Annotated in this window: 26 protein-coding genes and 1 tRNA gene; 16 read left to right on the top strand and 11 right to left on the bottom strand. The window is 64.8% G+C overall.

Features of this window, described 5'->3' with window-relative positions:
* Window positions 1-74 precede the first annotated feature (74 nt).
* Complete coding sequence (locus tag VQ042_RS02500; RefSeq protein ID WP_331815113.1) at window positions 75-740, bottom strand: hypothetical protein; 666 nt, start codon at window positions 738-740, stop codon at window positions 75-77.
* Window positions 737-1,012, bottom strand: a complete 276-nt coding sequence (locus VQ042_RS02495) for a DUF3572 domain-containing protein (RefSeq protein WP_331815111.1) — start codon at window positions 1,010-1,012, stop codon at window positions 737-739. Before VQ042_RS02495 ends, VQ042_RS02500 begins: the two co-directional genes overlap by 4 nt.
* 146 nt (window positions 1,013-1,158) lie before the next feature.
* Here VQ042_RS02495 and VQ042_RS02490 point away from each other — a divergent pair, with 146 nt between their 5' ends.
* Both VQ042_RS02490 and VQ042_RS02485 read left to right on the top strand, forming a co-directional pair.
* The gene (locus VQ042_RS02490) at window positions 1,159-1,530 is read left to right on the top strand and encodes a response regulator (RefSeq protein ID WP_331815109.1); all 372 of its coding nucleotides are present in this window, start codon (window positions 1,159-1,161) and stop codon (window positions 1,528-1,530) included.
* 9 nt (window positions 1,531-1,539) lie between these two features.
* Complete coding sequence (locus VQ042_RS02485; protein WP_331815107.1) at window positions 1,540-2,904, top strand: PleD family two-component system response regulator; 1,365 nt, start codon at window positions 1,540-1,542, stop codon at window positions 2,902-2,904.
* Between the two features lie 406 nt (window positions 2,905-3,310).
* On the opposite strand, the gene VQ042_RS02480 is transcribed toward VQ042_RS02485, so the two are convergent.
* The 3 genes from VQ042_RS02480 to VQ042_RS02470 all read right to left on the bottom strand — a co-directional run bounded on the left by VQ042_RS02480 (window position 3,311) and on the right by VQ042_RS02470 (window position 5,374).
* On the bottom strand, window positions 3,311-4,222 hold the full coding sequence (locus VQ042_RS02480) for a sensor domain-containing diguanylate cyclase (RefSeq protein ID WP_331815105.1): 912 nt from the start codon (window positions 4,220-4,222) through the stop codon (window positions 3,311-3,313).
* Between the two features lie 260 nt (window positions 4,223-4,482).
* A complete protein-coding gene (locus VQ042_RS02475) occupies window positions 4,483-4,935 on the bottom strand; it encodes a YaiI/YqxD family protein (protein WP_331815103.1) in 453 nt (150 codons plus the stop codon).
* 82 nt (window positions 4,936-5,017) lie between these two features.
* A complete protein-coding gene (locus tag VQ042_RS02470) occupies window positions 5,018-5,374 on the bottom strand; it encodes a helix-turn-helix domain-containing protein (RefSeq protein ID WP_331815101.1) in 357 nt (118 codons plus the stop codon).
* A gap of 180 nt (window positions 5,375-5,554) precedes the next feature.
* Here VQ042_RS02470 and VQ042_RS02465 point away from each other — a divergent pair, with 180 nt between their 5' ends.
* Together VQ042_RS02465 and VQ042_RS02460 are read left to right on the top strand one after the other, a co-directional pair.
* Window positions 5,555-7,570: an acetyl/propionyl/methylcrotonyl-CoA carboxylase subunit alpha gene (locus tag VQ042_RS02465; protein ID WP_331815099.1), complete on the top strand. Its 2,016-nt coding sequence runs from the start codon at window positions 5,555-5,557 to the stop codon at window positions 7,568-7,570.
* Between the two features lie 55 nt (window positions 7,571-7,625).
* The gene (locus tag VQ042_RS02460) at window positions 7,626-7,904 is read left to right on the top strand and encodes an acylphosphatase (RefSeq protein WP_331815097.1); all 279 of its coding nucleotides are present in this window, start codon (window positions 7,626-7,628) and stop codon (window positions 7,902-7,904) included.
* 137 nt (window positions 7,905-8,041) lie between these two features.
* On the opposite strand, the gene lipB is transcribed toward VQ042_RS02460, so the two are convergent.
* Window positions 8,042-8,746, bottom strand: coding sequence for a lipoyl(octanoyl) transferase LipB (gene lipB, locus VQ042_RS02455; RefSeq protein WP_331815094.1), 705 nt, complete (start codon window positions 8,744-8,746; stop codon window positions 8,042-8,044).
* A gap of 216 nt (window positions 8,747-8,962) precedes the next feature.
* Between lipB and VQ042_RS02450 the strand changes: the two genes are divergently transcribed.
* Window positions 8,963-9,047: transfer RNA gene (locus tag VQ042_RS02450), tRNA-Leu, on the top strand.
* A gap of 760 nt (window positions 9,048-9,807) precedes the next feature.
* Here the strand turns inward: VQ042_RS02450 and VQ042_RS02445 are convergent.
* On the bottom strand, window positions 9,808-10,359 hold the full coding sequence (locus tag VQ042_RS02445) for a transglutaminase-like cysteine peptidase (protein WP_331815187.1): 552 nt from the start codon (window positions 10,357-10,359) through the stop codon (window positions 9,808-9,810).
* Between the two features lie 259 nt (window positions 10,360-10,618).
* Here VQ042_RS02445 and VQ042_RS02440 point away from each other — a divergent pair, with 259 nt between their 5' ends.
* From VQ042_RS02440 to VQ042_RS02430, 3 genes are all read left to right on the top strand, one after another.
* Window positions 10,619-11,386 carry a hypothetical protein gene (locus tag VQ042_RS02440; protein ID WP_331815092.1) on the top strand — a complete coding sequence of 256 codons (768 nt, stop codon included), beginning with the start codon at window positions 10,619-10,621 and terminating at the stop codon, window positions 11,384-11,386.
* 729 nt (window positions 11,387-12,115) lie between these two features.
* The gene (gene mgtE / locus VQ042_RS02435) at window positions 12,116-13,528 is read left to right on the top strand and encodes a magnesium transporter (protein ID WP_331815090.1); all 1,413 of its coding nucleotides are present in this window, start codon (window positions 12,116-12,118) and stop codon (window positions 13,526-13,528) included.
* 108 nt (window positions 13,529-13,636) lie between these two features.
* The gene (locus VQ042_RS02430) at window positions 13,637-14,038 is read left to right on the top strand and encodes a MerR family transcriptional regulator (protein WP_331815088.1); all 402 of its coding nucleotides are present in this window, start codon (window positions 13,637-13,639) and stop codon (window positions 14,036-14,038) included.
* Between the two features lie 19 nt (window positions 14,039-14,057).
* Here VQ042_RS02430 and VQ042_RS02425 read toward each other — a convergent pair whose 3' ends face one another.
* A complete protein-coding gene (locus tag VQ042_RS02425) occupies window positions 14,058-15,020 on the bottom strand; it encodes a heparan-alpha-glucosaminide N-acetyltransferase (protein ID WP_331815086.1) in 963 nt (320 codons plus the stop codon).
* 93 nt (window positions 15,021-15,113) lie between these two features.
* On the opposite strand from VQ042_RS02425, the gene VQ042_RS02420 reads away from it, so the two are divergent.
* From VQ042_RS02420 to VQ042_RS02410, 3 genes are read left to right on the top strand one after another with little or no spacing between them, the layout of a single operon-like run.
* A complete protein-coding gene (locus VQ042_RS02420) occupies window positions 15,114-15,944 on the top strand; it encodes an aldo/keto reductase (protein ID WP_331815084.1) in 831 nt (276 codons plus the stop codon).
* Entirely contained in the window at window positions 15,944-17,293 is a 1,350-nt protein-coding gene (locus tag VQ042_RS02415) for a mechanosensitive ion channel family protein (protein WP_331815082.1), read from the top strand. Before VQ042_RS02420 ends, VQ042_RS02415 begins: the two co-directional genes overlap by 1 nt.
* 17 nt (window positions 17,294-17,310) lie before the next feature.
* Entirely contained in the window at window positions 17,311-18,102 is a 792-nt protein-coding gene (locus VQ042_RS02410; RefSeq protein WP_331815080.1) for a YdcF family protein, read from the top strand.
* 43 nt (window positions 18,103-18,145) lie between these two features.
* Here VQ042_RS02410 and VQ042_RS02405 read toward each other — a convergent pair whose 3' ends face one another.
* Window positions 18,146-18,832, bottom strand: a complete 687-nt coding sequence (locus VQ042_RS02405) for a DUF599 domain-containing protein (RefSeq protein ID WP_331815078.1) — start codon at window positions 18,830-18,832, stop codon at window positions 18,146-18,148.
* A gap of 263 nt (window positions 18,833-19,095) precedes the next feature.
* Between VQ042_RS02405 and VQ042_RS02400 the strand changes: the two genes are divergently transcribed.
* On the top strand, window positions 19,096-19,221 hold the full coding sequence (locus VQ042_RS02400) for a hypothetical protein (RefSeq protein ID WP_266102132.1): 126 nt from the start codon (window positions 19,096-19,098) through the stop codon (window positions 19,219-19,221).
* A 245-nt stretch (window positions 19,222-19,466) separates the two neighbouring features.
* Window positions 19,467-19,904, top strand: coding sequence for a DUF1489 family protein (locus VQ042_RS02395; RefSeq protein ID WP_331815072.1), 438 nt, complete (start codon window positions 19,467-19,469; stop codon window positions 19,902-19,904).
* A gap of 39 nt (window positions 19,905-19,943) precedes the next feature.
* Here VQ042_RS02395 and VQ042_RS02390 read toward each other — a convergent pair whose 3' ends face one another.
* Both VQ042_RS02390 and VQ042_RS02385 read right to left on the bottom strand, forming a co-directional pair.
* Window positions 19,944-20,213, bottom strand: coding sequence for a hypothetical protein (locus VQ042_RS02390; protein WP_331815070.1), 270 nt, complete (start codon window positions 20,211-20,213; stop codon window positions 19,944-19,946).
* Window positions 20,214-20,327: 114 nt separating this feature from the next.
* Window positions 20,328-21,806 (bottom strand): SPOR domain-containing protein, encoded by a 1,479-nt coding sequence (locus tag VQ042_RS02385; RefSeq protein ID WP_331815068.1) that lies wholly within the window; start codon window positions 21,804-21,806, stop codon window positions 20,328-20,330.
* A gap of 370 nt (window positions 21,807-22,176) precedes the next feature.
* On the opposite strand from VQ042_RS02385, the gene VQ042_RS02380 reads away from it, so the two are divergent.
* From VQ042_RS02380 to clpA, 3 genes are all read left to right on the top strand, one after another.
* Window positions 22,177-22,572: a phasin family protein gene (locus tag VQ042_RS02380; RefSeq protein ID WP_331815066.1), complete on the top strand. Its 396-nt coding sequence runs from the start codon at window positions 22,177-22,179 to the stop codon at window positions 22,570-22,572.
* A gap of 209 nt (window positions 22,573-22,781) precedes the next feature.
* Window positions 22,782-23,150 carry an ATP-dependent Clp protease adapter ClpS gene (gene clpS, locus VQ042_RS02375; protein ID WP_331815185.1) on the top strand — a complete coding sequence of 123 codons (369 nt, stop codon included), beginning with the start codon at window positions 22,782-22,784 and terminating at the stop codon, window positions 23,148-23,150.
* A gap of 8 nt (window positions 23,151-23,158) precedes the next feature.
* Window positions 23,159-25,618: an ATP-dependent Clp protease ATP-binding subunit ClpA gene (gene clpA / locus VQ042_RS02370; protein WP_331815063.1), complete on the top strand. Its 2,460-nt coding sequence runs from the start codon at window positions 23,159-23,161 to the stop codon at window positions 25,616-25,618.
* Window positions 25,619-25,726 lie beyond the last annotated feature (108 nt).

Raw genomic sequence — 25,726 nt, 5'->3', positions numbered from 1 at the left:
TGCCACCGGAACGGCCTCGCGGTACCTCACCTGTGCCGATGCGGTTTTCGACCGCGCCGGTGCGCACCGTCCGGTCAGGCTTTGCCGTCGGCCAGAATGCCGTCGATGATGCTTCTGGCATCCGGCCAGTCGGCGGCCGAGCGTGCGCCGGTCGGCAGCGGCGGGAGATGCTGCCGGAAGACGTGGTTCGCCATCAGATGCACGAGATGCGTCGTGGGGGCGCTCTTGCGCACCGAAGCGAGATTGGGCGGCAGGTCGTCGACGAAGATGCTGGTCCCGCGCCAGCGCTCGAGCAGTTCGGCCACCACCGCGCCCTTCGATCGCTCCGTGGCGATCATCGGATAGGTCAGGCCTTCGCGATCGAGCAAGGCTCGGCGAACATCGTAATATCCCGGCGTCATCGCCGTGAGGAACAGGATGTCGGCGCGTTCGGCCAGCCGTGCCAACGCCTCGGTTACTCCGGCGACCGGGCGCTGGCGCACCTCCTGCTCCTGGTAGAGGCGGACGGTCAGCTGGTCGAGCTCGTTGCCGGTCAGCGCCGTTCCGGTGGAGACGGAGCGAACGTTGCCGGTCAGCCTGAAGCTCTCGGGGTGCAGGCGCGCGCCGTATTCGGCGAGCAGGTCGCCGAAGGGCGCGATGAATTCCAGGACCACCTCGTCAATGTCGAGGATCAGCAGCGAATCGTGGCGCTGGTCGAGGCTGGCGATGGCCGGGCCTGCGGTGACGAGGTTCCGGCTCACGCGCCGGCCTCGGCGGGGCCCGCAAGGGCCTGCCGTGCTGCGACGACCCGGGCGGGATCGATCCCGGCATCCTCGGCAAAGGCCATCAGCGTCGGCTCGTGGCCGAGGACGAAATCGAACACGCCCAGGAGAAAGCCCGGCGTGGCGGCGGCGTGGCGAATGCCGCCGACGTCGATGCCGGTCAGTGCGAGGAACCGGTCGAACAGCCTGGGGTCGGCCGCGATGAAGGACAGGGCGGTGACGGCGAGCGTCTCGGCGGCGGGCCGGTCCATCGCGGGCGTTCGAGCGCTATTCCGCAACCATTTGTTATCGTTAAGAGATGGCAACTCGTCCATTCCCACTTCTTAAATCAAATCCGAGTAGAAGGGGGCATCGATAGCCGAAGAGTGGAGGCTGGTCGAGGCAAGGAGTGCCGTCAATGGTGAAAACCGTGATGATCGTCGAGGACAACGAGCTGAACATGAAGCTCTTCCGCGACCTGGTCGAAGCGCACGGCTATCGGACGATCCAGACCCGAAGCGGGCTGACCGCCACGGAGCTGGCGCGCGAGCACCGGCCGGACCTGATCCTGATGGATATCCAGCTGCCGGAAATTTCCGGGCTCGATGTCACCCGGCAGCTCAAGGAAGACCCGGAACTGTTTCGCATTCCCGTGATCGCCGTCACCGCCTTCGCGATGAAGGGCGACGAGGAGCGGATCCGGCAGGGCGGCTGCGAGGCCTATATCTCCAAGCCGATCTCCGTGACGAAATTCATCGAGACGATCCGCTCGTTTCTCGGCGACGCCTGAGGAGATCGCATGACCGCACGGATCCTGATCGTCGACGACCTCGAGATCAATCTCCGGGTCCTGGAGGCGCGGCTGTCGGCCGAATATTACGACGTGATCACCGCGACCAGCGGAGCCGCTGCGCTGGAGATCTGCCGCAACCAGACCATCGACCTCGTGCTTCTCGACGTGATGATGCCGGAGATGGACGGTTTCGAGGTCTGCCGCCTGATGAAGAACGATCCGGAGATGATGCATCTGCCGATCGTGCTGATCACGGCACTGGACCAGCCATCCGATCGGGTGGCCGGGCTGGATGCCGGTGCCGACGACTTCCTGACCAAGCCGGTCCGCGACCTGCCGCTGTTTTCGCGGGTGCGCAGCCTGACCCGCCTGAAGCTGACCACCGACGAACTGCGCCGACGTGCGGAAACGGCGGCCAGTCTCGTCAGCAAGGAAGATGCAGCCGGCAGTGCATTTCCGCCGTCGACCCGGTTGGCGCTCTATGCCGATGGCGCCGACGAGGTCCGGCGGCTGCAGAAACATCTGAAGGGCATTGCGACGGTCGAGGTGACCGACGACGCCGCTGCCATGCTGGCGGCCGCATCCGCCGGACATGTCGACGTCATCCTGGTCGATCTGGCGGCGACGACCGGCGAGCCGCTCCGGCTCGTCTCCCAGTTCCGGTCCAACGTGGCCACGCGCCACCTGCCGGTCATCGGCATTGCGGCTGCCGGGGACGACGTCGGCGCGGCCAAGGCTCTGGAACTGGGCGCGAACGACTATCTCCAGCGTCCCCTCGACCGCAACGAGCTGGTTGCACGGATCCGCACGCAGCTGCGTCGGCGGCGATATGACGAATGCCTGCGCCGCTCCGTCGAGGAGACCATCGCGATGGCGCTGTCCGATCCGCTGACCGGCCTGCACAATCGCCGCTTCATGGAGACGCATCTGGCCAAGGCGGTCGACCGGGCGCGCGAGACCGGCGTCAGCTTTTCGGTGCTGATGGCCGACATCGACCATTTCAAGCGGATCAATGATGGCTGGGGTCACGCCGCCGGCGATCACGTCCTGAAGGATTTTGCCCGTCGGCTGAGCGATTGCCTGCGCGCCAGCGATCTGGCCTGCCGCTTTGGCGGCGAGGAATTCGCGGTCCTGATGATGGGCGCAGACGAGGCCACGGCGATGGCGGTGGCCGACCGGATCCGCCGGAGCGTGTCCGACATGCCCTTCCGGATCGCCGGCGAGTTTCTGACCGTCACCGTCAGCGAAGGGCTTGCCGTCTTCGATCCGGACCACGACGATGCTGCGTCACTGATCGAGCGTGCCGACCGGGCGCTCTACGAAGCCAAGCGCAACGGGCGCAATCGCATCGGCCTGGCGGACGCGGCCTGATTAGGGACGTGGGCAGGGTGACGCGCAACAGACGTGACTGAAACGTCAGTCGCCATCGGTCTTAACCATTGTTTAAAACTTCATGCGCCGTGAGCACGACGACTCGTTGCATTTGGTCCGGTTCTGCGCGAACCTGTGTTTACACCGAAGGTCAAGGGGTTAACTCCGCATCTTCGCAGTTACCCCATGGAATGCTCAGGTCCGCCGCATCTCCTGGGTCCCGTGGGGCGGTCGGTCGGTCAAGTGCAATGGCGGTTTCCTCGTACCGTCGCACGAAGACCGGCCGGCCACTTTTATTCTTCGCGCGCGCGGGGCCGCGCTGTCTTCCTGAATTCAGCTGATCGAGTGCCATTGGGCCGTCATGGGTCCAGGCCCTGGGAGCGGTAATGGCCGCGACGGCCGGTGATCACGCGGCGATGTCGGTCTCGCCCATGATGATCCGGTCGCGACCGAGTTGCTTGGCGCGGTAGAGCGAGGCATCGGCCTCGGCGATGAGGGCCTCCGGTGCCTCCGATCGGCTTTCCCGGCACGCAGCGCCGATGCTGAGCGACACCAGTGGCGGACAGGCCGGGTCGGGATGATCGATCGCCGCGCACTTCACGGCCGCGAGGATGCGCCTGCCGACGGCAAGAGCGACGTGCATGTCGGCATGGGGCAGGATGACCGCGAATTCTTCGCCGCCATAGCGTGCGACCAGGTCGCATTCCTGCCGGGTCTCGGAGACGATCAGCGACGCGATCCGCTTCAGACAGTCGTCGCCACGCTGGTGGCCCAGCGCGTCGTTGTAGGGTTTGAAATGGTCGATATCGATCATCAGCAGCGACAACTGCGCCGGGTGCTGCCATTCGGCGGCGAGGCGCTGGTCGAACATGCGGCGATTGGCGACCCCGGTGAGCCCGTCCTGGCTGGCCAGCGTCTCAAGGGCCGTCTGTGCCTCTTTCTGCGAGGTGATGTCGCGCAATGTCTCGACGACGGCAATGAGTGATCCGTTCGGCGAGTAGATCGGCCCGGCATCGATTGCCAGATATCGGCGGGCGCCGCATTGCGGCAGCACGCACCAGTTCTCCGCGGACAGCGCGCCCTGATGGTAGGTCTCGCTGCGGTTGGCGGTGTAGAGGTCGTCGACCCGGTCGCCCTGACCGCTCAGTACAAGATCCGCGAGGCACAGTCGCGGCTTCTCGTAAAAGCCGCTCCAATGGCGTTTGGTGCCGATCACCTCCGAAGCCCGCACGCCGGTCAGGCGTTCACAGGCGCGGTTCCATATTGTCACATGTCCCTTTGCGTCCAGGACGAACGTCGGAACAACCAGATGTTCCATCAACTGAACGGCGAAACCTTGCTCTCGATGCTGCAACATGACGATCTACACCGATTCCCGGTCCCCGGTTCTTCCGTTGAGGCAGGATATGGTGAGTTTCCTAACGAGCAGTAACCAATTTGGGTGCAGATAAGCATTTCCGGCGAATTAATTGTCTGGCAAAATACTTTTGCGACGCAACAAGTGCGGGTTCGGCCGGTTTCTGGACGTATTATCGCCGTATTTCGGGCGGCTGCAAGCACCCATGACACCGAGACAGATCACGGGCTAGGCCGCGGACGGCGCAGCACCATGTCGAGGCTTTGCAGGAATCGGGATCGGTCCGCGCCAGTGAAGGATGCGTTGTAGCCCTTGCTTTCGCCGGTCTCGCGAAGATGCTGCTTGAAGGCGCGCATCGAGAGCGCGGTGCCGATCGATTCGCTGGTGTATTCGCGGCCGGTGGGGCCGAGCGACGCTGCGCCCTTTTCCAGAGCCCGCGCGGCCAGCGGAATGTCGGCCGTGATGACCACATCACCCGCCTCGGCGGCGAGCACGATCCAGTCGTCGGCCGCGTCCGCGCCTTCGGGAACCGTGACGATGCGAGCGCCGGGATACCGGGAGGGCCGCATGCCGCCATTGGAGACCAGAACGGCCTCGGCGCCGTAGCGCGCGGCGACCTCGATGGCCTCGTCCTTGACCGGGCATGCGTCGGCGTCGATCAGAACCTTGATCATCGTGGTCCGACTTTCCTGACGGTCTCGGATACGGCGCCGCGGGCAGAATTGTCGCGATACGGGCGCATTCCCGACCCTGTCATCATGTGGATGTGCCGCTCATGGCGGCTTCCAGCCGGGTGATCTCGCGGTCGAGCACGTCGCGCCTGGCGCGCAGATTGTCGAGCCTGGCGGCCATGCCGGTCTCGTCGAGATCGACGGCGTCGGGCACCTCGCCATAACCACCGATGAGCCAAGCCGGGCTGACGCCCAGGAGGCCCGCCAGCATGATGAGGCGGTTGGCGCGCGGCTCGGCCCTGTCCCGCTCCCAGCCGCGCATGGTCTCGATCTTCACCCCGAGGCGCGCGGCGAGTTCGGCGGTGGTGATGCCCAGTGATTCGCGCCCGCGCTGGATCCGGCCGCCGATCGTATCGGCATCCATCTGCATGAGTTCCGTCATCCGGCCTTCGCTCCCTCCCGCGCGCCGTCCGCCCCGTGCTGTCACCGCGGAGCCGCTCTCGGCCGCATGCCTCCACCCCTTGCCCCGGGTGCCGCGATGGCGGCTTGCAGTCCGGCGGGGCAAAGGTCAAAACGGACGAAACCGCAGGATGCACGATCTGTTCCGGAGTAGCACCCCATCATGTTCAAGAAGATTCTGGTCGCCAATCGGGGTGAGATCGCCTGCCGGAGCATCAAGACCGCGCGGGCCATGAACATTGCGACAGTCGCGGTCTATTCCGATGCCGACCGCCGCGCCGTGCATGTGGGGATGGCGGACGAGGCGGTGCATGTGGGGCCGTCACCGGCCGGGGAGAGCTATCTGGTCGCCGAGAAGATCCTGGAGGCCTGCCGTGCCACGGGGGCGGAAGCAGTGCATCCGGGCTACGGCTTTCTGTCGGAACGCGCCGCCTTCTGCGAACTGCTGGAGGACAACGGCATCGTCTTCATCGGCCCGAAGCCGAAGGCGATCCGGGCGATGGGCGACAAGATCGAATCGAAGCTGTTCGCCGAAAAGGCCGGCGTGAGCATCGTGCCAGGCCATCTGGGCATCATCGAGGATCCGGCCGAGGCGGTGCGGATCGCCGGCGAGATCGGCTATCCCGTGATGATCAAGGCGTCCGCCGGCGGCGGCGGCAAGGGCATGCGCATTGCCTGGAACGAGAGCGAATGCCGGGACGGGTTCGAGCGTGCGCGGTCCGAGGCCCGCTCGTCCTTCGGCGACGACCGGGTGTTCATCGAGAAGTTCATCGTCGATCCGCGCCACATCGAGATCCAGGTGCTGGCCGATGCCCATGGCAATGCCATCCATCTGGGCGAGCGCGAATGTTCGATTCAGCGGCGCAACCAGAAGGTCGTGGAGGAAGCCCCGTCGGCCTATCTCGACGCAGACACGCGCCGGGCCATGGGCGAGCAGGCGGTCGCACTGGCGCAGGCGGTCGACTACCAGAGCGCCGGCACGGTGGAGTTCATCGTCGATGCCGAGCGCAATTTCTACTTCCTCGAAATGAACACGCGGCTGCAGGTCGAGCATCCCGTGACGGAGCTCGTCACCGGTATCGACCTCGTCGAGCAGATGATCCGCATCGCCGCCGGCGAGACGTTGCAGATCGCCCAGGACGCGGTCCGCATGGACGGCTGGGCGGTGGAAAGCCGGATCTATGCCGAGGACCCGTTCCGCGGCTTCCTGCCGTCGATCGGCCGGCTGTCGCGCTACCGGCCGCCGGAGGAGGGACCGCTCGGCGCGGCGGTGGTGCGCAATGATACCGGCGTGACCGAGGGATCGGAGATCGCCATGTTCTACGATCCGATGATCGCCAAGCTGTGCACCCATGCGGCTACGCGCGAAGCGGCGATCGACGCCATGAGCGTTGCGCTGTCGCGCTTCGAGATCGAGGGCATCGAGCACAACATCCCCTTCCTCGCGGCCCTGATGGAGCATCCGCGCTGGCGCGAAGGCCGGCTGTCGACCGCCTTCATCGCCGAGGAATATCCCGATGGCTTCGAGCGGCCGACACCGTCGCGCCAAACGCTGCGCCGTGCGGCGCTGGTCGCCACGACGATCGAGCTCGCCCGCAAGGCGCGACTCGATCGCCATGTCGACCGACTGCGCCAGCATTCCGGCGCGGTTCAGCGGGACTGGGTCGCCAAGATCGATGGCGAGTATCTGGATGTGGCCGTCGATCTCGATGCCGGCGAGGCCAGCGGCCCGGTCCGTTACCGCATCGGCGTCGACGAGACCGAAATCGTGCTCGCGACCGATTACGCGCCGGGCCAGTCGCCCTGGATCGGCACGATCGACGGCGACGAATTGTCGGCCCAGGTCCGCTCGCGCGAGAACGTGACGGCGATCTTCGTCGACGGGCTGTGGGTCGAGGCCAAGGTGCTGTCACCGGCCGTCGCCGAGCTCGACCGGCTGATGCCGGAGAAGCTGCCGCCGGATACCTCGAAGATGCTGCTCTGCCCGATGCCGGGTCTGGTCGTCTCCATCGCGGTGGCGGAGGGCCAGGAGGTCAAGGCCGGCGAGACTCTGGCGGTGGTCGAGGCGATGAAGATGGAGAACATCCTGCGCGCCGAGCGCGACGCGACGGTGACCAGGCTGAATGCCAAGCCGGGCGACAGCCTGGCCGTCGACGCGGTGATCATGGAATTCGAATGATGCCGGATCGCAGGGCAGGCGGCACGACGGGCGCCGGAAGACGGACGGGGCGGACATGAACAGCTCTGTTCACGTGACCATCGGCGGCCGGGTCCAGGGCGTCGGCTACCGCGCCTGGTGCCGCGACGAAGCCGTGCGGCGGGGCCTGTCCGGCTGGGTCCGCAACCGGGCGTCCGGCGAGGTGGAAGCGGCGATCATCGGTGACGCGGAAATCGTCGACGAGTTTCTGGCCGCGCTCTGGACGGGCCCTCGCGCCGCGTCCGTTTCGACGGTCGATGTCGTTGCGAGCGACGAGGCGCCGGACGGAGCGTTTTCGGTCCGCGCTACGGTGTAGGGATCCGTCCGTGGCACCGGGTGCGTCCGGCTGGGCTAAGCGTGCGCCCTTGCGATCCCAGCCAAGCCATCAGTCGGCCGGCTGCTCTCCGATCGATCCTGGCTGCCGTCCCGCCGAATCGCTGTCGACGCCAGCGCCTACGAGCCGGCGCCCACGGTCGAGCCGAACACCGTTTCGAACTGCGTGCGGAGGACGCTGTCGATTTCGGGCATCGAGACGAGGATGCCCAGGTCGGCAAGGCTGGTGATGCCGTGGCCCCGGATGCCGCAGGGCACGATGCCACTGAAATGGTCGAGATCGGGATCGACGTTGAGCGAGATGCCGTGGAAGGTCACCCAGCGGCGCACGCGGATGCCGATGGCGGCGATCTTGTCCTCGGCGACCGTGCCGTCGGCGGCGAGCGGACGCGCCGGCCTGCGAACCCAGACGCCGACCCGGTCCTCGCGGCGCTCGCCGAGGACCTGGAAGGTGTCGAGCGTGCCGATGATCCAGGCTTCCAGCGCCGCGACGAAGGCACGCACATCCTCGCGCCGGCGTCTCAGGTCGAGGAGCACATAGGCCACCCGCTGGCCCGGCCCGTGATAGGTGTATTCGCCGCCGCGTCCCGCCTGGAAGACCGGGAACCGGTGCGCATCCACGAGATCGGCGTCCCTGGCGCCGGTGCCGGCAGTGTAGAGCGGCGGATGCTCGACGAGCAGCACCGTCTCGGGGGCCGTGCCCGAAGCGATTTCGCCGACGCGCCGCTCCATCATCTCCAGCGCCTCCGGATAGGGCAGGAGGCCGTCGATCACCCGCCATTCGACCGGGCCGAAGCCCGGCCGGGCGGCGAAGTGATCGGTCATGGTGGCGAGCCGAGGGCTCGCCGGCGTCTGTGCGGGGGGCGTCGTCATCGCCGCTATGTAGCGGCTCCGGGCGGACACGAAAAGCAGGCTGCATCCGGAGCCGGAAGGGGATCTGCGAAATGGCGCGAACGCGGCAGGAAAAGCCCTTGTGCGGTTCGGCAACTCTTGTTACATGCCCGCCACCGACGGCTTTACCAGCCTTCGGTTACACGGCGTGCGGTCGTGGCGGAATTGGTAGACGCGCAGCGTTGAGGTCGCTGTGGGGCAACCCGTGGAAGTTCGAGTCTTCTCGACCGCACCAGCCGCTCCTAAGTGGCTGATATATCTGAATTTTATTCTCCCCGCACCATCAAAGACGGGGATAGGGGTGCAGGGGTTGCCAACTTCCGCCTGTCAACCGCCTGGCGCATGCGGGTCTGGCCGTATCCGGAGCAGATTGGAGAGGGCGGACCGGGAACGGATTGCCACACCTTCCAGCCGGTGTGGCAATGGGTCCGGTTCCGGCAGTAGGAAAAGTGAAAGATAATAGGTGCTTGGGTGTGGCACTGGAGGCCTCGGAGGGAATCCCACCCTGTGTTGCTACCGAGTGGCAGCACGCTATCGCAGTGGCTGTATGAGCGTTGCAGCTTCGCGCACTAAGTCATCAAGAAAAGCTACCGCGAGCTCGGCCGCTCCAATTGGTGAGGGGTCTTTCAGCGGAGCACCCATGTGCTGTGTTGGCGGCGGGTAAATTCTCGGGCCCCGAGCGACGACGTCGACCAATATGGCGGTGGCCGGAGTATGGCGGCTCTTGATCGGCTTACCATCGAGAGCGGTAACCCTGACTCCAGCGAGAGCGCCACCGTCGGAGACAACCGCCGTCCCGAAGCCCGAAATAACAACGTTGCTGAAGGGGCCGCTATCCAGACGAACGATGCTGCTATGGTCCGGGCCGGAAATACCGATCTCGTGCCGCTCTAGGCTGAGGTTGACGACGAGTCCAACCCATGCTCGTCGTCGTTCCGAGCCTGGAAAGGAGAGAGTGGAATGATGCCAGGGTTCGACACCCAATCAGCATTATATCAGCTGATCCTCTCCCACTTACCTGTTTCTCGTTGGGACTGGCGGGCGAAGTAGCGATAGGGCGTGGCAGACCAAACTTTGACGCTGCCCGTCAGGTTGTCGAGGATCAGATCTCCCTCGGAGGTCCGAACGGTGAGAACGGTATGACCCTCATTGTTTCGCCGCTGGCGAGCCACCGTAATAAGAAGGGCTGAGGCAGGCCATCCGCGCTCCAACAGCTCTTTCTTTTTCAAGATCACGAAATCCTCGCAGTCACCTTCTCTCGAAGAAGGCAGGCGCCAGTCATCATCTTTCCCGGTCGCTTCACGATCATCGCGCTGCCGAATCTGTCGGTTCACGGCCAGGTTCACCCATTTCAGCTCGCGCTCAAGCGAAGGGGTGAGATCAACAATTTTGGCGCCGCTCTGCGAGTCGCACAGCCGCTTTTCCCGTTTGCAAAATTCATAAAACGCCGGCGGCGCAAAAGCGTGTCCTCCTGTCTGCATCAGGCTACGCGCCGCGCCGGATGGACTCTTGGAAACGGACGGAGTGCCTATGTACCCCGTCGTCATCACAGGATTTCCTGTTTGGCTGCAGCCGGCAAGAGCTGTTGCGGCAGCAACGATGATCAGCAAGCGGGTCACGGGAGCAGGTTCCTACGGATCGGATGATTAGCTTTGCAGGGTTGTCTTGCCTGTGGCTGATCCAGCGTCCTTTGAGATGGACGATGTCGGCTTCGTGATCGCTCGCATTTGAACCTTTGCGTTCAGCAGCGCTTAACGCTGCATCTACGGTGCGCCTTTGTATCCGTTTGAAAATAAAGGAAAATTTATGTCCATCTATGCGAAGCAGCGCACAGCGCTGCAGCTTTCGGCTGCCTTCATTTTCGGAGCGCTCGGCGCATCGATTGCCACTCCGGCAGCCGCTCAGTCTTCGCCGCTCGTGCTGTCAATCGAGCAATGCGAGATGCTGATGCGGCAGCAGCAAGTGCTATCAACGGAAGAACTCGCCGCCTGTCCTCCGCTAACGACGGGCTCGATCTCTCGTGAACGTTCCCTGGAAAATGAGACCGGCTCGCTCGTCCCTGGAGTTGAGGAAAATGACGACGGCGCGATAGTAGGAGAATCAACGAATGCGGCAGGAGTGACCGGCTTACAAGGACCGGCCGACCAAGAGGCTGTAGCGGGCACCGCCGGCACCGCCGGCACCGCCGGCGTGGCTGGCACTGACGGTACCTCCGGCATGGACGGCACCGCCGGCGTGGCTGGCACTGATGGTGCCGCCGGCATGGACGGCACCGCCGGCGTGGCTGGCACTGATGGTGCCGCCGGCATGGATGGCACCGCCGGTGTGGCTGGCACTGACGGTACCCCCGGCATGGACGGCACCGCCGGATCCGCCGACGCTGACGGTACCGCCGGCACTGACAGTCAGAATAGCAATGCCGGAACTGGTGATGGCGCCGAAGGTGGAGACACCGAGGCCAGCGACCAGGATCCGGGCAACTCGCAGGACAATAACAGCGCTGGAGACACCGACGGCTCGGAAGGCTCGGACGGGGCAGATAGCTCTGGAGGAGACGCATCAGGGCAGAAGTAATTTTTAGCCCGACAAGCCAAGAAGGCCCTGCTTCGGCGGGGTCTTTTTTTGTCGCAGAAGGGAAGCACAGCTGACGGCCTCATCTGGAGGCGTCGATACCATCGTGCGTATATCCCCTAGCACGGGAGCGCTTTCGAGCCGGCGGATAAGAAGGTCGGGAAGGCATTCCTTCTGAGCATCTGACGTGGTTTGCAATTCCCGCGAAAGCCGTTGAAATCATATCGCCTAAATCAATTCGGTTTGAGAAATTAATCAATGAAATCAGTGGCGATCTCAGACGCTGAATCAGCGGGTCGTAGGTTCGATCGGTGCGGGGAAGGCTAAAAATATGCTAGAGATTTCAACGGTCGGAATTTCCCCGCACCCATCGGTAACTTCTTGACGGAGCAGTCAAATGCGACCTTTCTCGACCGCACCAGCCTTCTCCCGACGATCGGACAGTCGCATCGGCGTGACGCCGGCGCCGCGATCGTCGTCGGATGTCGCCTCCGGATGTCGGGGAAGTGACCATCGCATCCGATCGAAAACGACGCATGCGGCTTCCGACTGATGGGCAATTCCGGTAGAGCGCCGTGCGCCCGACTGGACGCGCAAAAGACGCTCTAGCCTCTTGAATCCCCGCGTCGTGCTCACCGGAAATCGATTCCGGTTTTCGGGCCAATGTTGTAGACGCGGCTTATCCGTCCACGCGGACGGTTTTCCTGGTTTCTCCAACAGTCGGGAGGGTGCATGGCTGACACACAGCTCACGAGCGATGTGCCCGAGGCCGACGCGCGTTCAGGCATCTACGACGAGGACGGCTTCGTCGACGGCGCGTTCCGGGAGCGCGTCGAAGCCGCAATCGAGGCCGACGATGCCGTCTATCTGCGCGCCGAAGTCGGCCGGCTGCACGAATCCGAACTCGGCGATCTTCTCGAATCCCTGGACAAGGACGCCCGTCAGTCGCTCGTCCGGCTCATGGGCGACGAGTTCGACTATACCGCGCTCACGGAGGTGGACGAGGCGATCCGTCTGTCCATCGTCGACGCAATGCCGAATGCGCAGGTCGCCGAAGCGCTGCGCGAGCTCGATTCCGACGACGCGGTCTACATCCTGGAAGATCTGGACGAGGAGGACCGCAAGGAAATCCTCGACCGACTGCCGTTCCGCGAGCGGATCCGGCTGCGGCGCTCGCTGGAATATCCGGAAGAATCGGCCGGCCGTCGAATGCAGACGGAGTTCGTCGCGGTGCCGCCGTTCTGGACCGTCGGTCAGACCATCGACTACATGCGCGACGAGGAGGAACTGCCCGAATCCTTCGCGCAGATCTTCGTCATCGATCCGAGCTTCAAGCTGCAGGGCGCCGTCGATCTCGACCGCATCCTGCGGGCCAAGCGCCCGGAGAAGATCGAAGACATCATGCATGAGACGCGCCATGCCATCCCGGCCGAAATGGACCAGGAGGAAGCCGCGCAGATCATCGAGCAGTACGATCTCCTGTCGGCCGCGGTCGTCGACGCGAACGAGCGGCTGGTCGGCATCCTGACCATCGACGACGTCATCGACATCCTGCAGCAGGAAGCGGACGAGGACATCAAGCGCCTCGGCGGCGTCGGCGACGAAGAGATTTCCGACACGGTGCTGACGGCGGCGCGCTCGCGCTTCTCGTGGCTGCTGATCAACCTCGCAACGGCGATCCTGGCATCCTGCGTCATCGGCGTGTTCGACGCCACGATCGAGCAGATGGTCGCGCTGGCGATCCTGATGCCGATCGTCGCTTCCATGGGCGGCAATGCCGGCACCCAGACCATGACGGTCGCGGTGCGGGCGCTCGCCTCACGCGACATCGACCTCTACAATGCCGGTCGGATCATCCGGCGCGAGGCGCTGGTCGGCCTCCTCAACGGCGTGCTGTTCGCCGTGATCATCGGTGTCGTCGCGGCCGTCTGGTTCGAGAGCGTCGGCCTCGGCGGCGTGATCGCGGTCGCCATGGTCGTCAACATGATGGCCGCCGCGCTGGCAGGGATCCTGATTCCCTTGATCCTCGACCGCATGGGCGCCGATCCGGCGATCGCCTCGGGTACCTTCGTCACGACGGTGACCGACGTCGTCGGTTTCTTCGCGTTTCTCGGCCTCGCGGCCCTCTGGTTCGGTTTGGGTTGACCCCGCTCGAGGTGTTGCAGTTCACCATAGGGCAGATGACGAATTGACTTTTACGTAAATCTGGCATCATGCAGGTGGGGGCGCCGATCGAGGGGACACGGATCTCGCATGCGAGACTACTACACGATCACCGAGCTCACGCGGGAGTTCGGCATCTCGACGCGGACCATTCGCTTCTACGAGGACGAAGGCCTGCTCGCGCCGATCCGCCGGGGCCGCACGCGGCTGTTCCGGCATTCCGACCGCCAGCTCCTGAAGAACATCCTGCGCGGCAAGCGGCTCGGCTTCTCCATCGCGGAGATCCGCGAGATCATGAGCATGTACAAGAGTCCGCCCGGCGAGGCCGGCCAGCTCAAGGCGATCATCGGGCGGGTCAGCGACAAGCGCCATGAACTCGAGCAGAAGCGCCGCGACATCGAGGATCTCCTGCGCGAGCTCGACGCCGCCGAGGAGGCCTGCCTGACCCGCATGGCCGAGCTGGGCGTCGGCCAGAGCGTGCGCACCGGCTGACGCCGGCGTCTCTCGATCCTCACTCGGTCCGGTATGCGCATTCCCGCGTCACGTCGCGAATGAGCGACATCTGCTGTTCGCTCGGATCCCCGCCCATCAGGACGTCGAACAGTTCCCGTTGCTGCAGCTCATCCTCCGCGCAGGCGCAATAGCGCTCGCAAAAGGCCTGGTCGCGCTCGGCCACGCACGAACGCTGGCAGTCGGACCGGAACACCGCCGTCCGGTCGGCAGGGGCGACCTGCGCGAAGGCAAAGACCAGTCCGAACAGGATGGGCTGGTGCAGAAGATAGAACATCAGCGAATGGCGGCCGACGACGCCCAACGGTGCGAGTGGCTTCAAGCGGTCGTTCCAGCCGCGCATCCGCGCGAGCAGGCCCCGGTCGACGGCCAGCCGTGCCGCCGCGATGCCCGCGAGCACGGCGCCGAAGAAGGGAAACAGCGGCACGAAATCGTTCGACAGCGGCGGGCTCTGGTACATGCCGATCCAGTTGAGCCATTTCGGGTCGAGCAACGGCGTCGCGACGAAGAAGGGCAGGGCCACCACGGCAATGGCTGCGGCGGCCGCCGCAGGCCAGGGCAGCCGGAGAAAGAGGAGCCCGAGCAGGCTGGCCACCGCGATGTGATGCAGGATGCCGAAATAGACGTAGCTGTTCGGGGTCGTGAACAGGGTGGCCGCCGTGATCGCCAGGGCGCCCGCCATTACCTGGGCCAGGCGCTTCAGGAAGGGCTGCCAGCGGATTCCGCGATCATTGGCGAGGACGAGGCTGACCCCGACCAGGAACAGGAAGGACGAGGCGATGCACCGCGCGAAGATGCGCCAGCCGCCCTGGCCGGTCAGTCCCCGTTCGACATAGCTGAAGAACTCCAGGTCCCAGGTGAAGTGATAGACCACCATGGCGAAGAGCGCGACGGTGCGCGCGATGTCGATGATCTCGATCCGCCCGCGGCTCACCGGCGGGTTGTCTGCCTGACTCACGCGCACTCCTCGACGGCTGGAAACACTTGCCGTCCGCCTATCTTCAGGACGGACAGCTGCCGGAGCGACCCGGCTCGCTGCAATCCGGAGAGGTAATACATGAAGATCATCGAGGCAGGCGGAGCCCGCATCCCCGCAATCGGATTCGGCACGTTCACACTCGAAGGCCAGACTTGCGTCGATATGGTGGCAAAGGCCATCGACGCCGGCTATCGCCATATCGACACCGCGCGCATGTATGGCAACGAGAAGGAAGTCGGCGCAGGGATTGCCGCCAGCGGCATCGCAAGGGACGAACTGTTCGTCACCACCAAGATCTGGTGGACCGACCTGTCCGAAGACAAGCTGATGGCCAGCACCCGCGCGGCGGTGGAGGCGATCGGGCAGGGACCGGTCGACCTCCTGCTGATCCACTGGCCGAACGCAGACGTGCCGCTGGAGGAAACGATCGATGCCCTGAACGCGACGATCGGGGAGAACCTGACCCGGCATATCGGCGTCGCCAACTTCACCAGCGCGATGGTCGACGAGGCTGCCGCCATGTCCTCGGCGCCGCTGGTCTGCAACCAGGTCGAGTATCATCCGTATCTCAGCCAGGAGAACGTTCTGGCCGCCTGCCGCCGCCACGACATGGCGATGATCGCCTATTCGCCGATCGGGAAGGGCGGCGAGATGCTGGCCGACCCGGTCATCCGGGAGGCGGCCGAGCGGCACGGCAAGAGCCCGGCCCAGATCGTCCTGCGCTGGGAGATCGAGCAGGACATCGTCGGCGCCATCCCGCGGACCAAGACGCCGGAACGCCTGCAGGAGAATCTCGACGTCTTCGATTTCGAGCTGACCGAGACGGAGCGGGCGGCGATCACCGAACTGAGCCTGCGGCGCCAGCGGCTGATCGATCCCTCCTTCGCACCCACCTGGGACCGCGCCTGATGGACGAGGCGACGTTTCGGCGGATCGGCGGTTCGCTCGTGGAAGGGGCCGGTGACGTTCTCGGCTTCTTCTACGAGCCATCGTCGCTGTTCCAGATCGCCGTCGTCGTCGCCTGTCTCGGCCTCGCGTGGCTGCTCGACCGCCTGACGCGCGATCTGATCGAGGCGCAGGCCCGCAGGATCAAGGGCGCGCCGCGCATTCTCCGGCTGGTCGCCGCGATCCGCCGGCGCATGGGGCTGGTCTATTTCGTCCTGCTGCTGTGGCTGGCGACGCAGATCGACCGGGCGGCCGGCGGGCCGCGGTCCCAGATCGTCGACGTGGTCTTTAATCTGGCCTTCGCCTATCTGGTGATCGCCGTCGGATCGCGGATCGTCCGCAACCGGCTCCTCGCCCGCCTGATCACCATCGTCGCGTCGCTTCTTGCCGGCCTGTCGATCCTCGACCTCCTGGGGCCGGTCGCGACGGTGCTGGACGAATCGGCGATCACGGTGGGGCAGAGCCGAATTTCGGCGCTGCTGGTGATCAAGGCGATCGCCGTCATCGGGGTCACCCTCTGGCTGGCCTCGGTCGCCGGCAATTTTCTCGACACGCGCGTCCAGCGCAACCAGGAACTGACCCCGACCCTGAGGGTGCTGATCGGCAAGTTCCTGAAGATCGGCCTGATCATCGTCGCGCTGACCATCGCGCTGGCTTCCATCGGGGTCGACCTGACCGCGCTCACCGTCCTGTCCGGCGCAATCGGCGTCGGTCTCGGTTTCGGCCTCCAAAAGGTCGTGTCGAATTTCATCTCGGGAATCATCATCCTCCTCGACCGGTCGATCAAACCCGGTGACACGATCTCGCTGGATGACACCTTCGGCTGGATTCGCGAATTGCGGGCGCGCTTCGTCTCGGTGGTGACCCGCGACGGACGCGAATACCTGATCCCCAACGAGGATTTCATCACCAACCAGGTGATCAACTGGTCGTTCTCCAACGACCTGGTGCGGATCGATGTGGAGTTCGGCGTCGCCTATGACAGCGATCCGCACGAGGTGATCCGGATCGCCAAGGCGGCGGCGGAGAGCTGCGAGCGGGTCGTTTCGCACAAGGCGGCGGTCTGCTGGATGACCGGTTTCGGCGCCTCCTCGATCGATTTCGTCGTGCGCTTCTGGATCCGCGATCCCCAGGCGGGCCTGACCAACGTCAAGGGCGACGTGCTCCTCGCCCTCTGGGATGCGTTCAAGGCGAACAACATCGCCATCCCGTTCCCGCATCGCGAGATCCTCATGCGCACGCCGGTCGTGGTACAAACGGACAGACGCGAAGCGGCGCCCGCTCCCGCAGGGCCGTCCGCCGACGAGAGCTGACCGGAGAGGGCCCGCCATTGTTCTTCTATGCCGCCAAGATCGGCTGGTTCGTCCTGCAACCGCTGGCCGCGATCCTGCTTGTCGTCATCCTCGGCCTTCTGGCCCTGGCGCTGGGCCGGGCACGCCTTGCCGCGGGCCTGATTGCGCTGTCCGTCGCGGCCCTTGCCGTGTGCAGCCTGACGCCGGCGGGGCTCATGATGATGGCGGTGCTGGAAGACCGGTTCCCACGCCCGGAGCTGCCGGACAGGGTGGATGGGATCATCGTGCTCGGCGGGGCCTTCGACACGCGGGTGGCGCGCACGCGCGGTCTGACGGAGCTGAACGACGCAGCCGACCGGGTGACCGCGGGGATGGAGCTCGCGCGCCGTTATCCGCAAGCGAAGCTGCTGTTCAGCGGCGGCGTGGCCGCCCTCCTGGAAGAGGATATCCCGGAGACCGAAGCTGCCGAGGTGCTTTATATCGGCCTCGGTCTCGAGCAAGACCGGCTTCTCCTCGACGGGCGGGCTCGCGACACCTTCGAGAACGCCGTCTTCGCCAAGGAACTGGCGGAGCCGGTGGCTGGCGAGGTCTGGCTTCTGGTCACCTCGGCCTCACACATGCCGCGCGCCGTTGGGTGCTTCCGGGTCGCAGATTTCCCGGTGCTGCCCTATCCGGTGGATTACCGCACACCATCCGGGCCGGCGCTGTATCGCCCGTCGAGCACCACGATCCGCAATCTCGAAAAGGTGCATTTCGCGATTCGCGAATATCTCGGGCTTGTCGCCTACCGCCTGTCGGGGCGAACGGACGCGCTGTTTCCGTCGCCGTAGGCGAGCTGCATTGCCTTCAGACCCGCGAGCCGGTGTCCGGCGATCAGTCGAGAAGCGCGCGGCGGGCATTCGACAGGAATTGCCGGTGGGCGAGAATCACGACCACCAGGATGGTCGCTCCGACCAGGGCCGTCGGGCCGAGGAACCAGCCGAGATAGGCGATGGCGAAGAAGATCGCCCGGAGCCCGGAATTGAAGTGCTTTCCTGCCAGCTGGTTCAACCGAATGGCGCGGTTCAGGGCGCGGTCGGCCCGCTCCGGTTCGAGCTCTGCCTCCGCCCGCATCGGGATCGCGCCGACGAGGATCGAGCAGTAATTGAACAGCCGGTACGCCCAGCCGAACTTGAAGAAGGCATAGGCGAAGATCGTCACCAGGCCGAGCAGCTTGATTTCCACCAGCGGCAGGTCGAGGCGGCCATGGAACGGCAGCTCCGCCGCGATCTCGGCGATCCGGTCGGCCGAACTGAACAGGGCGAAGCAGCCGCCGATGGCGAAGATGCAGGCCGAGGCGAAGAAGGCCGTGCCCTGTTGCAGCCCCGCCATGATTGCCGTGTCGATCATCCGCAGGTCACGCAGCAGCATGACCCGCATCCAGCATTCGCGCTGCCGGTTCATGGCCTGGGACAGTCCGCGTGCCGCCAGTGGCCCGCGCTCCGTCACGATATTGTAGCCGAGCCACACCCCGAGAAAAATCGCGAGTGCGGCGCCATCGGCCGTATCGATAGACACCATGTAACGCCCCGGTTTGCCCCTCGCAGCGAAGGGCCGGATTCTATGGGGATTTCTTAACCCGCCGGACCGGGACGGGATAGCCTGGTTCTCCGGCCCGGCTACCAGTCCGGGACAAGGTTGATGTGAAACATAGCTGCGATGATGAATTATGCATCGCTGGCGCCTTGTAGCTGTGCGCCTTAACCGATAATTAAGGGCTGCAAACCGCTGGACGGGGGTCGTGACCGGTTCGCAGGAAATCTCGATTCAGGATATTCAGTTTCATGGATGACAGCGTGCGCAAGTCGTGCTGGGGCGTGACCGTATGGACGGTCGCGATCTTCTCTACGCTTCTCGTTCTCGGTTTCCTTTTCACGGTTCCCGAGACCGTGGCCATCGCCGCCAGCTGACCGAACAGGCCGGCGCGTCGCCAGCCGATCCTCTCTTTCCCGACACAGCCGTTGCGAGACGGACTGGTGCGTTTGCTCCGGCCGTCGCGTTTTCGTGCGGTTCGCTGGCTGAGACCTCGGCATGGCGGCGTGCGATAAGGCACTCCTGTCGCGGCGGTTTCTCAGTCTGCGATGCGGGCGCGAAGGATGTGTGCGTCAGAGCGAACCGGCTTGACGTGCCGGCCGGTTTGATCTGAGACACGCCTATGCCTTTGCATCTGATCAAGCTGTGTGTCGGAATTGGTAGCGTCGAGGAGCTCGAAGAGCACGTCGCTGCCCGTCTGGCTGCGGCGCGCCTGCAGGGACGGGCCGTCGAGCAGGCCCATGTGACGCGCATGGTGCCGAAGCGGATCGACGAACTCCTCGACGACGGATCCCTCTACTGGGTCATCAAGGGCCAGGTTCAGGTCCGCCAGAGGCTGGTTGCGGTGCAGCCCTTCAAGGATGCCGACGACGTCGGACGCTGCAGGCTGGTGCTGGAGCCGACCTTCGCGCGCACCGCCTGGCAGCCGCGCCGCCCGTTCCAGGGCTGGCGCTATCTGAAGCCCCAGGACGCGCCGCGTGACATCGGGACGGGCGAGTCCGGCGAGGGTGATCTGCCGGTCGACATGCAGCGGGAACTCATCGACCTCGGACTGTTCTGATTCCACCGACGCCCTCGGGGCCGGTGACTGGCTGCGGCCTCAGCCGAAGCGCAGATGGATCGCCGGCCGCCCCTCGGGTGCCATGGTCCGGATGCGGGTGTGGGCGACGGGCTGCGACGCCCGCCAGGCCCGCGCGCCATGCGACAGGAGGAGTCCGACGAGGTCCTTCGCCTTCAGGCGCGAGCGGCCATCGCGGGCCTCGCCGAGGCGCATGGCGGCCTGCTGCAGGGGGTGGAGGCTGGCCTGCCGTCCGTGGCCGGGAAAGTCCAGCTGGTTGGCAATGCTGGCTGTCCGATGCTCGGTCGTCATGCTGGAACCCTTCCTACGCAACACAAATCTAGGGGTCCGTCTGAGCGGACGGGCTGGTCGTTGTCCTTCGGTGACGGGGGGCAGGCGGCCGGAACACCGGCCGCCGCGCCCGGCTCAATTGGCGACGGCGTAACAGCTATAGGCGCTGCGCTTGAGCTCGGCGCAGGCCGACCAGGCCTGGCCCTTGCTGGCAAAGCCTGCGAAACGGGCGCGGTAGAGGGTCTGCGATCCGCTCTTGACCGTTTCGGTGAAGGGTTCGGCTCCGGACAGCGGGCCGCCGACCTTGCGCTTGGCTTCCGCCAGCATCCGCATCGCGGCTTCGGCTTCCGGCGTGGCGGCGATCTGGACCACCCAGGGGGACGAGGGCACCTGAACGGTCTGCGAAACGCTGGCAACCTTTATTGCACCCGTCGTGGCCGGATCGAGGTCGCGGCCGGCCGGAACCGCTGCAGGCGGCAGGCGCACGCCGGCGGCCGGCACGCGGCTGGCGGCCGGGATCGGCATGCGCACCGACGGACGCTCGGCGACCAGGGCGGCCTTCAGGGCATCGCGGCCGACGATCGGACCGGACTGGGGCTCGACCATGCGGGCGACGGCCATGGCCGGCTCGGAACCGTATGCCATGGCGATGCGCTGATCGATTTCGGTCATGGCCGGACGCGAATCCGGCACAGGAACCTGCTTTGGCAGCGCAGCGACGACCGGGTTGCCGGCCGTACGGGCCGCGAGCAGCATGCCGGAATCGCGGGTGCTGGCCTTGGGGAGGTAGCGCGTCAGAAGCTCGACCATGTGGTCGTCGCGCGAGCGGCCCGAACGCCCGCCCATCACGACTGCCACGAGGCTCTTTCCGTCACGCTTGATCGAGGTGACGAGGTTGAAGCCCGAAGCGTTGATGTAGCCCGTCTTGATGCCGTCTGTACCCTTCACGCGCCCCAGGACGCGGTTGTGGCTTCCCAGACGACGGCCCCGAAAGCTGTAGGAGCGGGTCGAGAAGATCTTGTAATGGCTCGGAAAATGTTCGCGCAGTGCGATGCCGAGCGTCGCCATGTCCCGGGCCGTCGTCTTCTGGCCCGAATCCGGCAGGCCGTTGGCATTGCGGAAAGTGGTCTTGGGCATGCCGATCTGGCGGGCCTTGGCGGTCATCCGCGCCGCGAAGGCGGATTCGGAGCCGGCGAGGAATTCGCCCAGCACCACGGCAGCGTCGTTGGCCGATTTCGTCACCAGCGAGTACATGGCTTCCTCGACGGTGATGGTCGAGCCGGTCTTGAGGCCGATCTTCGACGGCGGGCGGCCGGCCGCATAGGACGACACCGGCATCTTGTCGTGCTTGGAAATCCGACCGCTCTCAAGCGCATCGAAGGCCATGTAGAGCGTCATCATCTTCGTCAGCGAGGCGGGATAGCGCATCTCGTCGGCCCGGTCGTTGTAGAGGACCTGACCGTTATTCGCGTCGATGACGAAGCCGGCATATTTCGAATTGGCTTCGGCATGGCCGGCGCCTGACAGCAGCATTCCGGCGCCGAAGGCGGCGATACCTGCGACTTTCGTCAGCGATCTGGCGGCGGAGGTGAGGCGGGGGATCAGGTTACGCACGCAGCAACTCTCTGGCTCGGGCAATGGGTGGAAGCCGGTCGATATTCGCGCAGCGCTCTGAAAGGCCGTGCAATATCAGCGGACAGCTCCCCTCGGGTGTCGACCAGGAGAATAGTACCGGCGGGCTTACCAATCGGTTTATGGTTGCCGGACCGTTCCCAACTCGCTTCGATTTCCGCCGAGCATGACGACAAAACCCGGCAGGAGTGAGGTGAGATTCCCCGACGTCATGTTTTGTCGTTCGCGACGCTTGCGGCCGATTGTGCAGTGCAATATATTCGGGTGGGGCGCAGCCAGGACCACCGGCCGCGAAGCGGCCTCCGGCTGAACGGACGTCCTCCCGGAAACCATGAAACCGAGGGAGACCCAGATGCACGCATATGAAGACGCCAGCAAAGTTTCGAAGGAAGCGATGGACAATGCGCTGAAATCCGTTTCGGCTATGACCAAGGGCTTCCAGCAGATCGCTTCGGAGACTTCCGAATTCGCCAAGCGGGCCTATGAGCAACAGGCCGAATTCATGGAAAAGCTCTTCCAGCTGCGCTCGCCGGACAAGGTGATCGCACTGCAGAACGAATATGCCAAGACCGCCTATCAGGGCTGGGTGAGCCAGGCGACCCGCATGAGCGAGATCTGCTCGGACGTCGCCAAGGAAACCTATAAGCCGCTCGAACAGTCGATGGTGACGCTTTCCACCACCTCGACCGCTGTCGCCGTCAAGCCGGCGGCGGCCGCCAAGCAGGCCGCCGACGCCAAGGCGGCCTGATCGGCAAGCGTCACCCGCGCAGCGGGTAACGACAAATTTTGCGCGAGGAAAGCCCGGCCCGTTGCCGGGCTTTTCGCGTTTGAGCCCAAGCGCGGGCGCTGCCGGGACGAGACGCCGCACGATCATGCTTTGCCATGGCCGGCTGACGCCTTAAATTCCGTACGGCGACACATACATATGAAGCGATGACGAAGGTGGTTGAATTGAGCATGCACGCGTTTTCCGGCCACGGCGCCTCTGCCGTACGGTCCCAGGCCGGAAAGGACGACGATCAGACCCCCGATCGGGGGACCTCGGTCATCACGCGGACGAAACCCAAGACCCAGAAGCCGAGCCTTTACAGAGTGCTTCTTCTGAACGACGATTACACTCCGATGGAGTTCGTCATTCACGTCCTCGAGCGGTTCTTCCAGAAGGACCGCGAGGCGGCCACCAGAATCATGTTGCATGTGCACAATCACGGTGTCGGCGAGTGCGGAGTGTTCACCTACGAGGTCGCGGAGACCAAGGTGACCCAGGTCATGGATTTCGCTCGCCAGCACCAGCATCCGCTGCAATGCGTGATGGAAAAGAACTGAGGTGAAGCTTGCCGACATTTTCGCAAAGCCTTGAGAAGTCGCTGCATCAGGCCCTGACGCTCGCCAACGATCGACAACAGGAATTTGCGACGCTGGAGCATCTGCTGCTGGCACTTCTCGACGACAAGGACGCGGCGGCGGTGATGCAGGGATGCAGCGTCGATCTCGACACCCTGCGCCGGAACCTGACGACCTACATCGACAGCGAACTCTCCAACCTCGTCACGGGACATGACGAGGATTCCAAACCGACCGCCGGATTCCACCGCGTGATCCAGCGGGCGGTCATCCATGTCCAGTCCTCAGGCCGGGAAGAGGTGACCGGCGCCAACGTGCTCGTCGCGATATTTGCCGAGCGCGAGAGCCATGCCGCGTATTTCCTGCAGGAGCAGGAGATGACGCGCTATGATGCGGTGAACTTCATATCGCACGGAATCTCCAAGCGCCCCGGCGCCTCCGAGACCAGACCGCTGCGCGGCGCCGAGGATGAGCAGTCGACAGTGGGACAGGATGATGAGGGCAAGCGCAAGAACGCCCCGGACGCGCTGACCGCCTATTGCAGCAATCTCAACGAGAAGGCGCGCAACGGGAAGATCGACCCGCTGATCGGGCGGGCCGAGGAGATCAACCGCACGATCCAGGTGCTGTGCCGCCGGTCGAAGAACAACCCGCTGTATGTGGGTGATCCGGGCGTCGGCAAGACGGCGATCGCCGAGGGCCTCGCCAAGCGGGTCGTCGAAGGCGACGTGCCGGACGTCCTGGCCGACGCGACCATCTTTTCGCTCGACATGGGCACGCTGCTTGCCGGTACCCGCTATCGCGGCGATTTCGAGGAGCGGCTGAAGCAGGTCGTCAAGGAGCTCGAGGAGTATCCGGGCGCGGTCCTGTTCATCGACGAGATCCATACGGTGATCGGCGCCGGCGCGACGTCGGGCGGCGCAATGGACGCGTCGAACCTTTTGAAGCCGGCACTCTCGTCGGGCGCCATCCGCTGCATTGGCTCGACCACCTACAAGGAGTACCGGCAGTTCTTCGAGAAGGACCGGGCGCTGGTGCGCCGGTTCCAGAAGATCGACGTCAAGGAGCCGTCCATCGACGACGCCGTGTCGATCCTGAAGGGCCTGAAGCCCTATTTCGAGGATTTTCACCGGGTCAAATACACCAACGAGGCGATCAAGTCGGCGGTGGAACTGTCGGCGCGCTACATCAACGACCGCAAGCTGCCGGACAAGGCGATCGACGTGATCGACGAGACCGGCGCGTCGCAGATGCTGCTGGCCGTCGGCAAGCGCAAGAAGCAGATCGGCGTCAAGGAGATCGAGGCCACCGTCGCCACCATGGCGCGAATTCCGCCGAAATCCGTGTCGAAGGACGACGCGGAGGTGCTCGAGCATCTCGATGCGCAGCTCAAGCGGGTCGTCTACGGCCAGGATGCGGCCATCGAGGGCCTGTCCTCGGCGATCAAGCTGGCCCGGGCGGGACTGCGCGAGCCGGACAAGCCGATCGGCTCCTATCTGTTCTCCGGCCCCACGGGCGTCGGCAAGACCGAAGTGGCGCGCCAGCTCGCGTCGGCCCTCGGCGTCGAGCTGCTGCGGTTCGACATGTCGGAATACATGGAGCGCCACACGGTCTCGCGGCTGATCGGCGCGCCTCCGGGCTATGTCGGCTTCGACCAGGGTGGCCTGCTGACCGACGGCGTCGACCAGCATCCCCATTGCGTGCTGCTGCTGGACGAGATCGAGAAGGCACATCCGGACCTGTTCAACATCCTCCTGCAGGTGATGGACCACGGCAAGCTGACCGATCACAACGGCAAGCAGATCGATTTCCGCAATGTGATCCTGATCATGACGACCAATGCGGGTGCGTCGGAGATGGCCAAGGCGACGATCGGTTTCGGTCACTCCAAGCGCAGCGGCGCCGACGAAGAGGCGATCAACCGCCTGTTCACGCCGGAATTCCGCAACCGTCTCGATGCGACGATCCCGTTCGGCTCCCTGCCGACGCCGGTCATCCACCAGGTGGTGCAGAAGTTCGTCATGCAGCTCGAAGCGCAGCTGTCGGAGCGCGGTGTCACGTTCGAACTGACGCCGGATGCGATCACCTGGCTCGCCGACAAGGGCTATGACGAGGCGATGGGCGCGCGGCCGCTGGGCAGGGTGATCCAAGAGCACATCAAGAAGCCGCTGGCCGACGAGGTGCTCTTCGGAAAGCTCAAGCACGGCGGGACCGTGAAGGTCACGGTCGTGGACGGCGAGGACGGCTCCAAGACGCTGCATCTGGAAGCCATCGCCGACGTGATCCCGCCGAAGCCGAAGAAGCCGGCTGCCAAGCGCCGCGCCAAGGTGGCGCCGGACGGCACGGACATCGAGGACGACGAGCCGACCGGTGGCGCGAGCGGAGCGAGTTCCGCCGCGGCCGCCAAACGGGCAGGGACCGTTCCCAAGGTCCCGCGCAAGTCGCGCTGACCGACACATCCAGGGCCGTCCCATCGGGGCGGCCCTTTTTCGTGTGCAGAGCGTGAAAGGATACGTTCCGGCGATTTGCTACACATGTGAAAAGCGCTGGGCGTTGCC

The sequence above is a fragment of the Aurantimonas sp. A2-1-M11 genome (genome assembly GCF_036549475.1).
In the GTDB taxonomy this organism is placed as follows: domain Bacteria; phylum Pseudomonadota; class Alphaproteobacteria; order Rhizobiales; family Rhizobiaceae; genus Aurantimonas.
The sequence above is the reverse complement of the archived record's forward strand: the minus strand, read 5'-3'. Positions and strand labels throughout refer to the sequence as shown.

Excerpts from the sequence above, each read along its gene's own strand:
- VQ042_RS02495 (WP_331815111.1), bottom strand. The coding sequence starts at position 1,012 with ATGGACCGGCCCGCCGCCGAGACGCTCGCCGTCACCGCCCTGTCCTTC.
- VQ042_RS02490 (WP_331815109.1), top strand. The coding sequence starts at position 1,159 with ATGGTGAAAACCGTGATGATCGTCGAGGACAACGAGCTGAACATGAAG.
- VQ042_RS02485 (WP_331815107.1), top strand. The coding sequence starts at position 1,540 with ATGACCGCACGGATCCTGATCGTCGACGACCTCGAGATCAATCTCCGG.
- VQ042_RS02480 (WP_331815105.1), bottom strand. The coding sequence starts at position 4,222 with ATGGAACATCTGGTTGTTCCGACGTTCGTCCTGGACGCAAAGGGACAT.
- VQ042_RS02475 (WP_331815103.1), bottom strand. The coding sequence starts at position 4,935 with ATGATCAAGGTTCTGATCGACGCCGACGCATGCCCGGTCAAGGACGAG.
- VQ042_RS02470 (WP_331815101.1), bottom strand. The coding sequence starts at position 5,374 with ATGACGGAACTCATGCAGATGGATGCCGATACGATCGGCGGCCGGATC.
- VQ042_RS02465 (WP_331815099.1), top strand. The coding sequence starts at position 5,555 with ATGTTCAAGAAGATTCTGGTCGCCAATCGGGGTGAGATCGCCTGCCGG.
- VQ042_RS02460 (WP_331815097.1), top strand. The coding sequence starts at position 7,626 with ATGAACAGCTCTGTTCACGTGACCATCGGCGGCCGGGTCCAGGGCGTC.
- lipB (WP_331815094.1), bottom strand. The coding sequence starts at position 8,746 with ATGACCGATCACTTCGCCGCCCGGCCGGGCTTCGGCCCGGTCGAATGG.
- VQ042_RS02445 (WP_331815187.1), bottom strand. The coding sequence starts at position 10,359 with ATGACGACGGGGTACATAGGCACTCCGTCCGTTTCCAAGAGTCCATCC.
- VQ042_RS02440 (WP_331815092.1), top strand. The coding sequence starts at position 10,619 with ATGTCCATCTATGCGAAGCAGCGCACAGCGCTGCAGCTTTCGGCTGCC.
- mgtE (WP_331815090.1), top strand. The coding sequence starts at position 12,116 with ATGGCTGACACACAGCTCACGAGCGATGTGCCCGAGGCCGACGCGCGT.
- VQ042_RS02430 (WP_331815088.1), top strand. The coding sequence starts at position 13,637 with ATGCGAGACTACTACACGATCACCGAGCTCACGCGGGAGTTCGGCATC.
- VQ042_RS02420 (WP_331815084.1), top strand. The coding sequence starts at position 15,114 with ATGAAGATCATCGAGGCAGGCGGAGCCCGCATCCCCGCAATCGGATTC.
- VQ042_RS02415 (WP_331815082.1), top strand. The coding sequence starts at position 15,944 with ATGGACGAGGCGACGTTTCGGCGGATCGGCGGTTCGCTCGTGGAAGGG.
- VQ042_RS02405 (WP_331815078.1), bottom strand. The coding sequence starts at position 18,832 with ATGGTGTCTATCGATACGGCCGATGGCGCCGCACTCGCGATTTTTCTC.
- VQ042_RS02400 (WP_266102132.1), top strand. The coding sequence starts at position 19,096 with ATGGATGACAGCGTGCGCAAGTCGTGCTGGGGCGTGACCGTATGGACG.
- VQ042_RS02395 (WP_331815072.1), top strand. The coding sequence starts at position 19,467 with ATGCCTTTGCATCTGATCAAGCTGTGTGTCGGAATTGGTAGCGTCGAG.
- VQ042_RS02390 (WP_331815070.1), bottom strand. The coding sequence starts at position 20,213 with ATGACGACCGAGCATCGGACAGCCAGCATTGCCAACCAGCTGGACTTT.
- VQ042_RS02380 (WP_331815066.1), top strand. The coding sequence starts at position 22,177 with ATGCACGCATATGAAGACGCCAGCAAAGTTTCGAAGGAAGCGATGGAC.
- clpS (WP_331815185.1), top strand. The coding sequence starts at position 22,782 with ATGCACGCGTTTTCCGGCCACGGCGCCTCTGCCGTACGGTCCCAGGCC.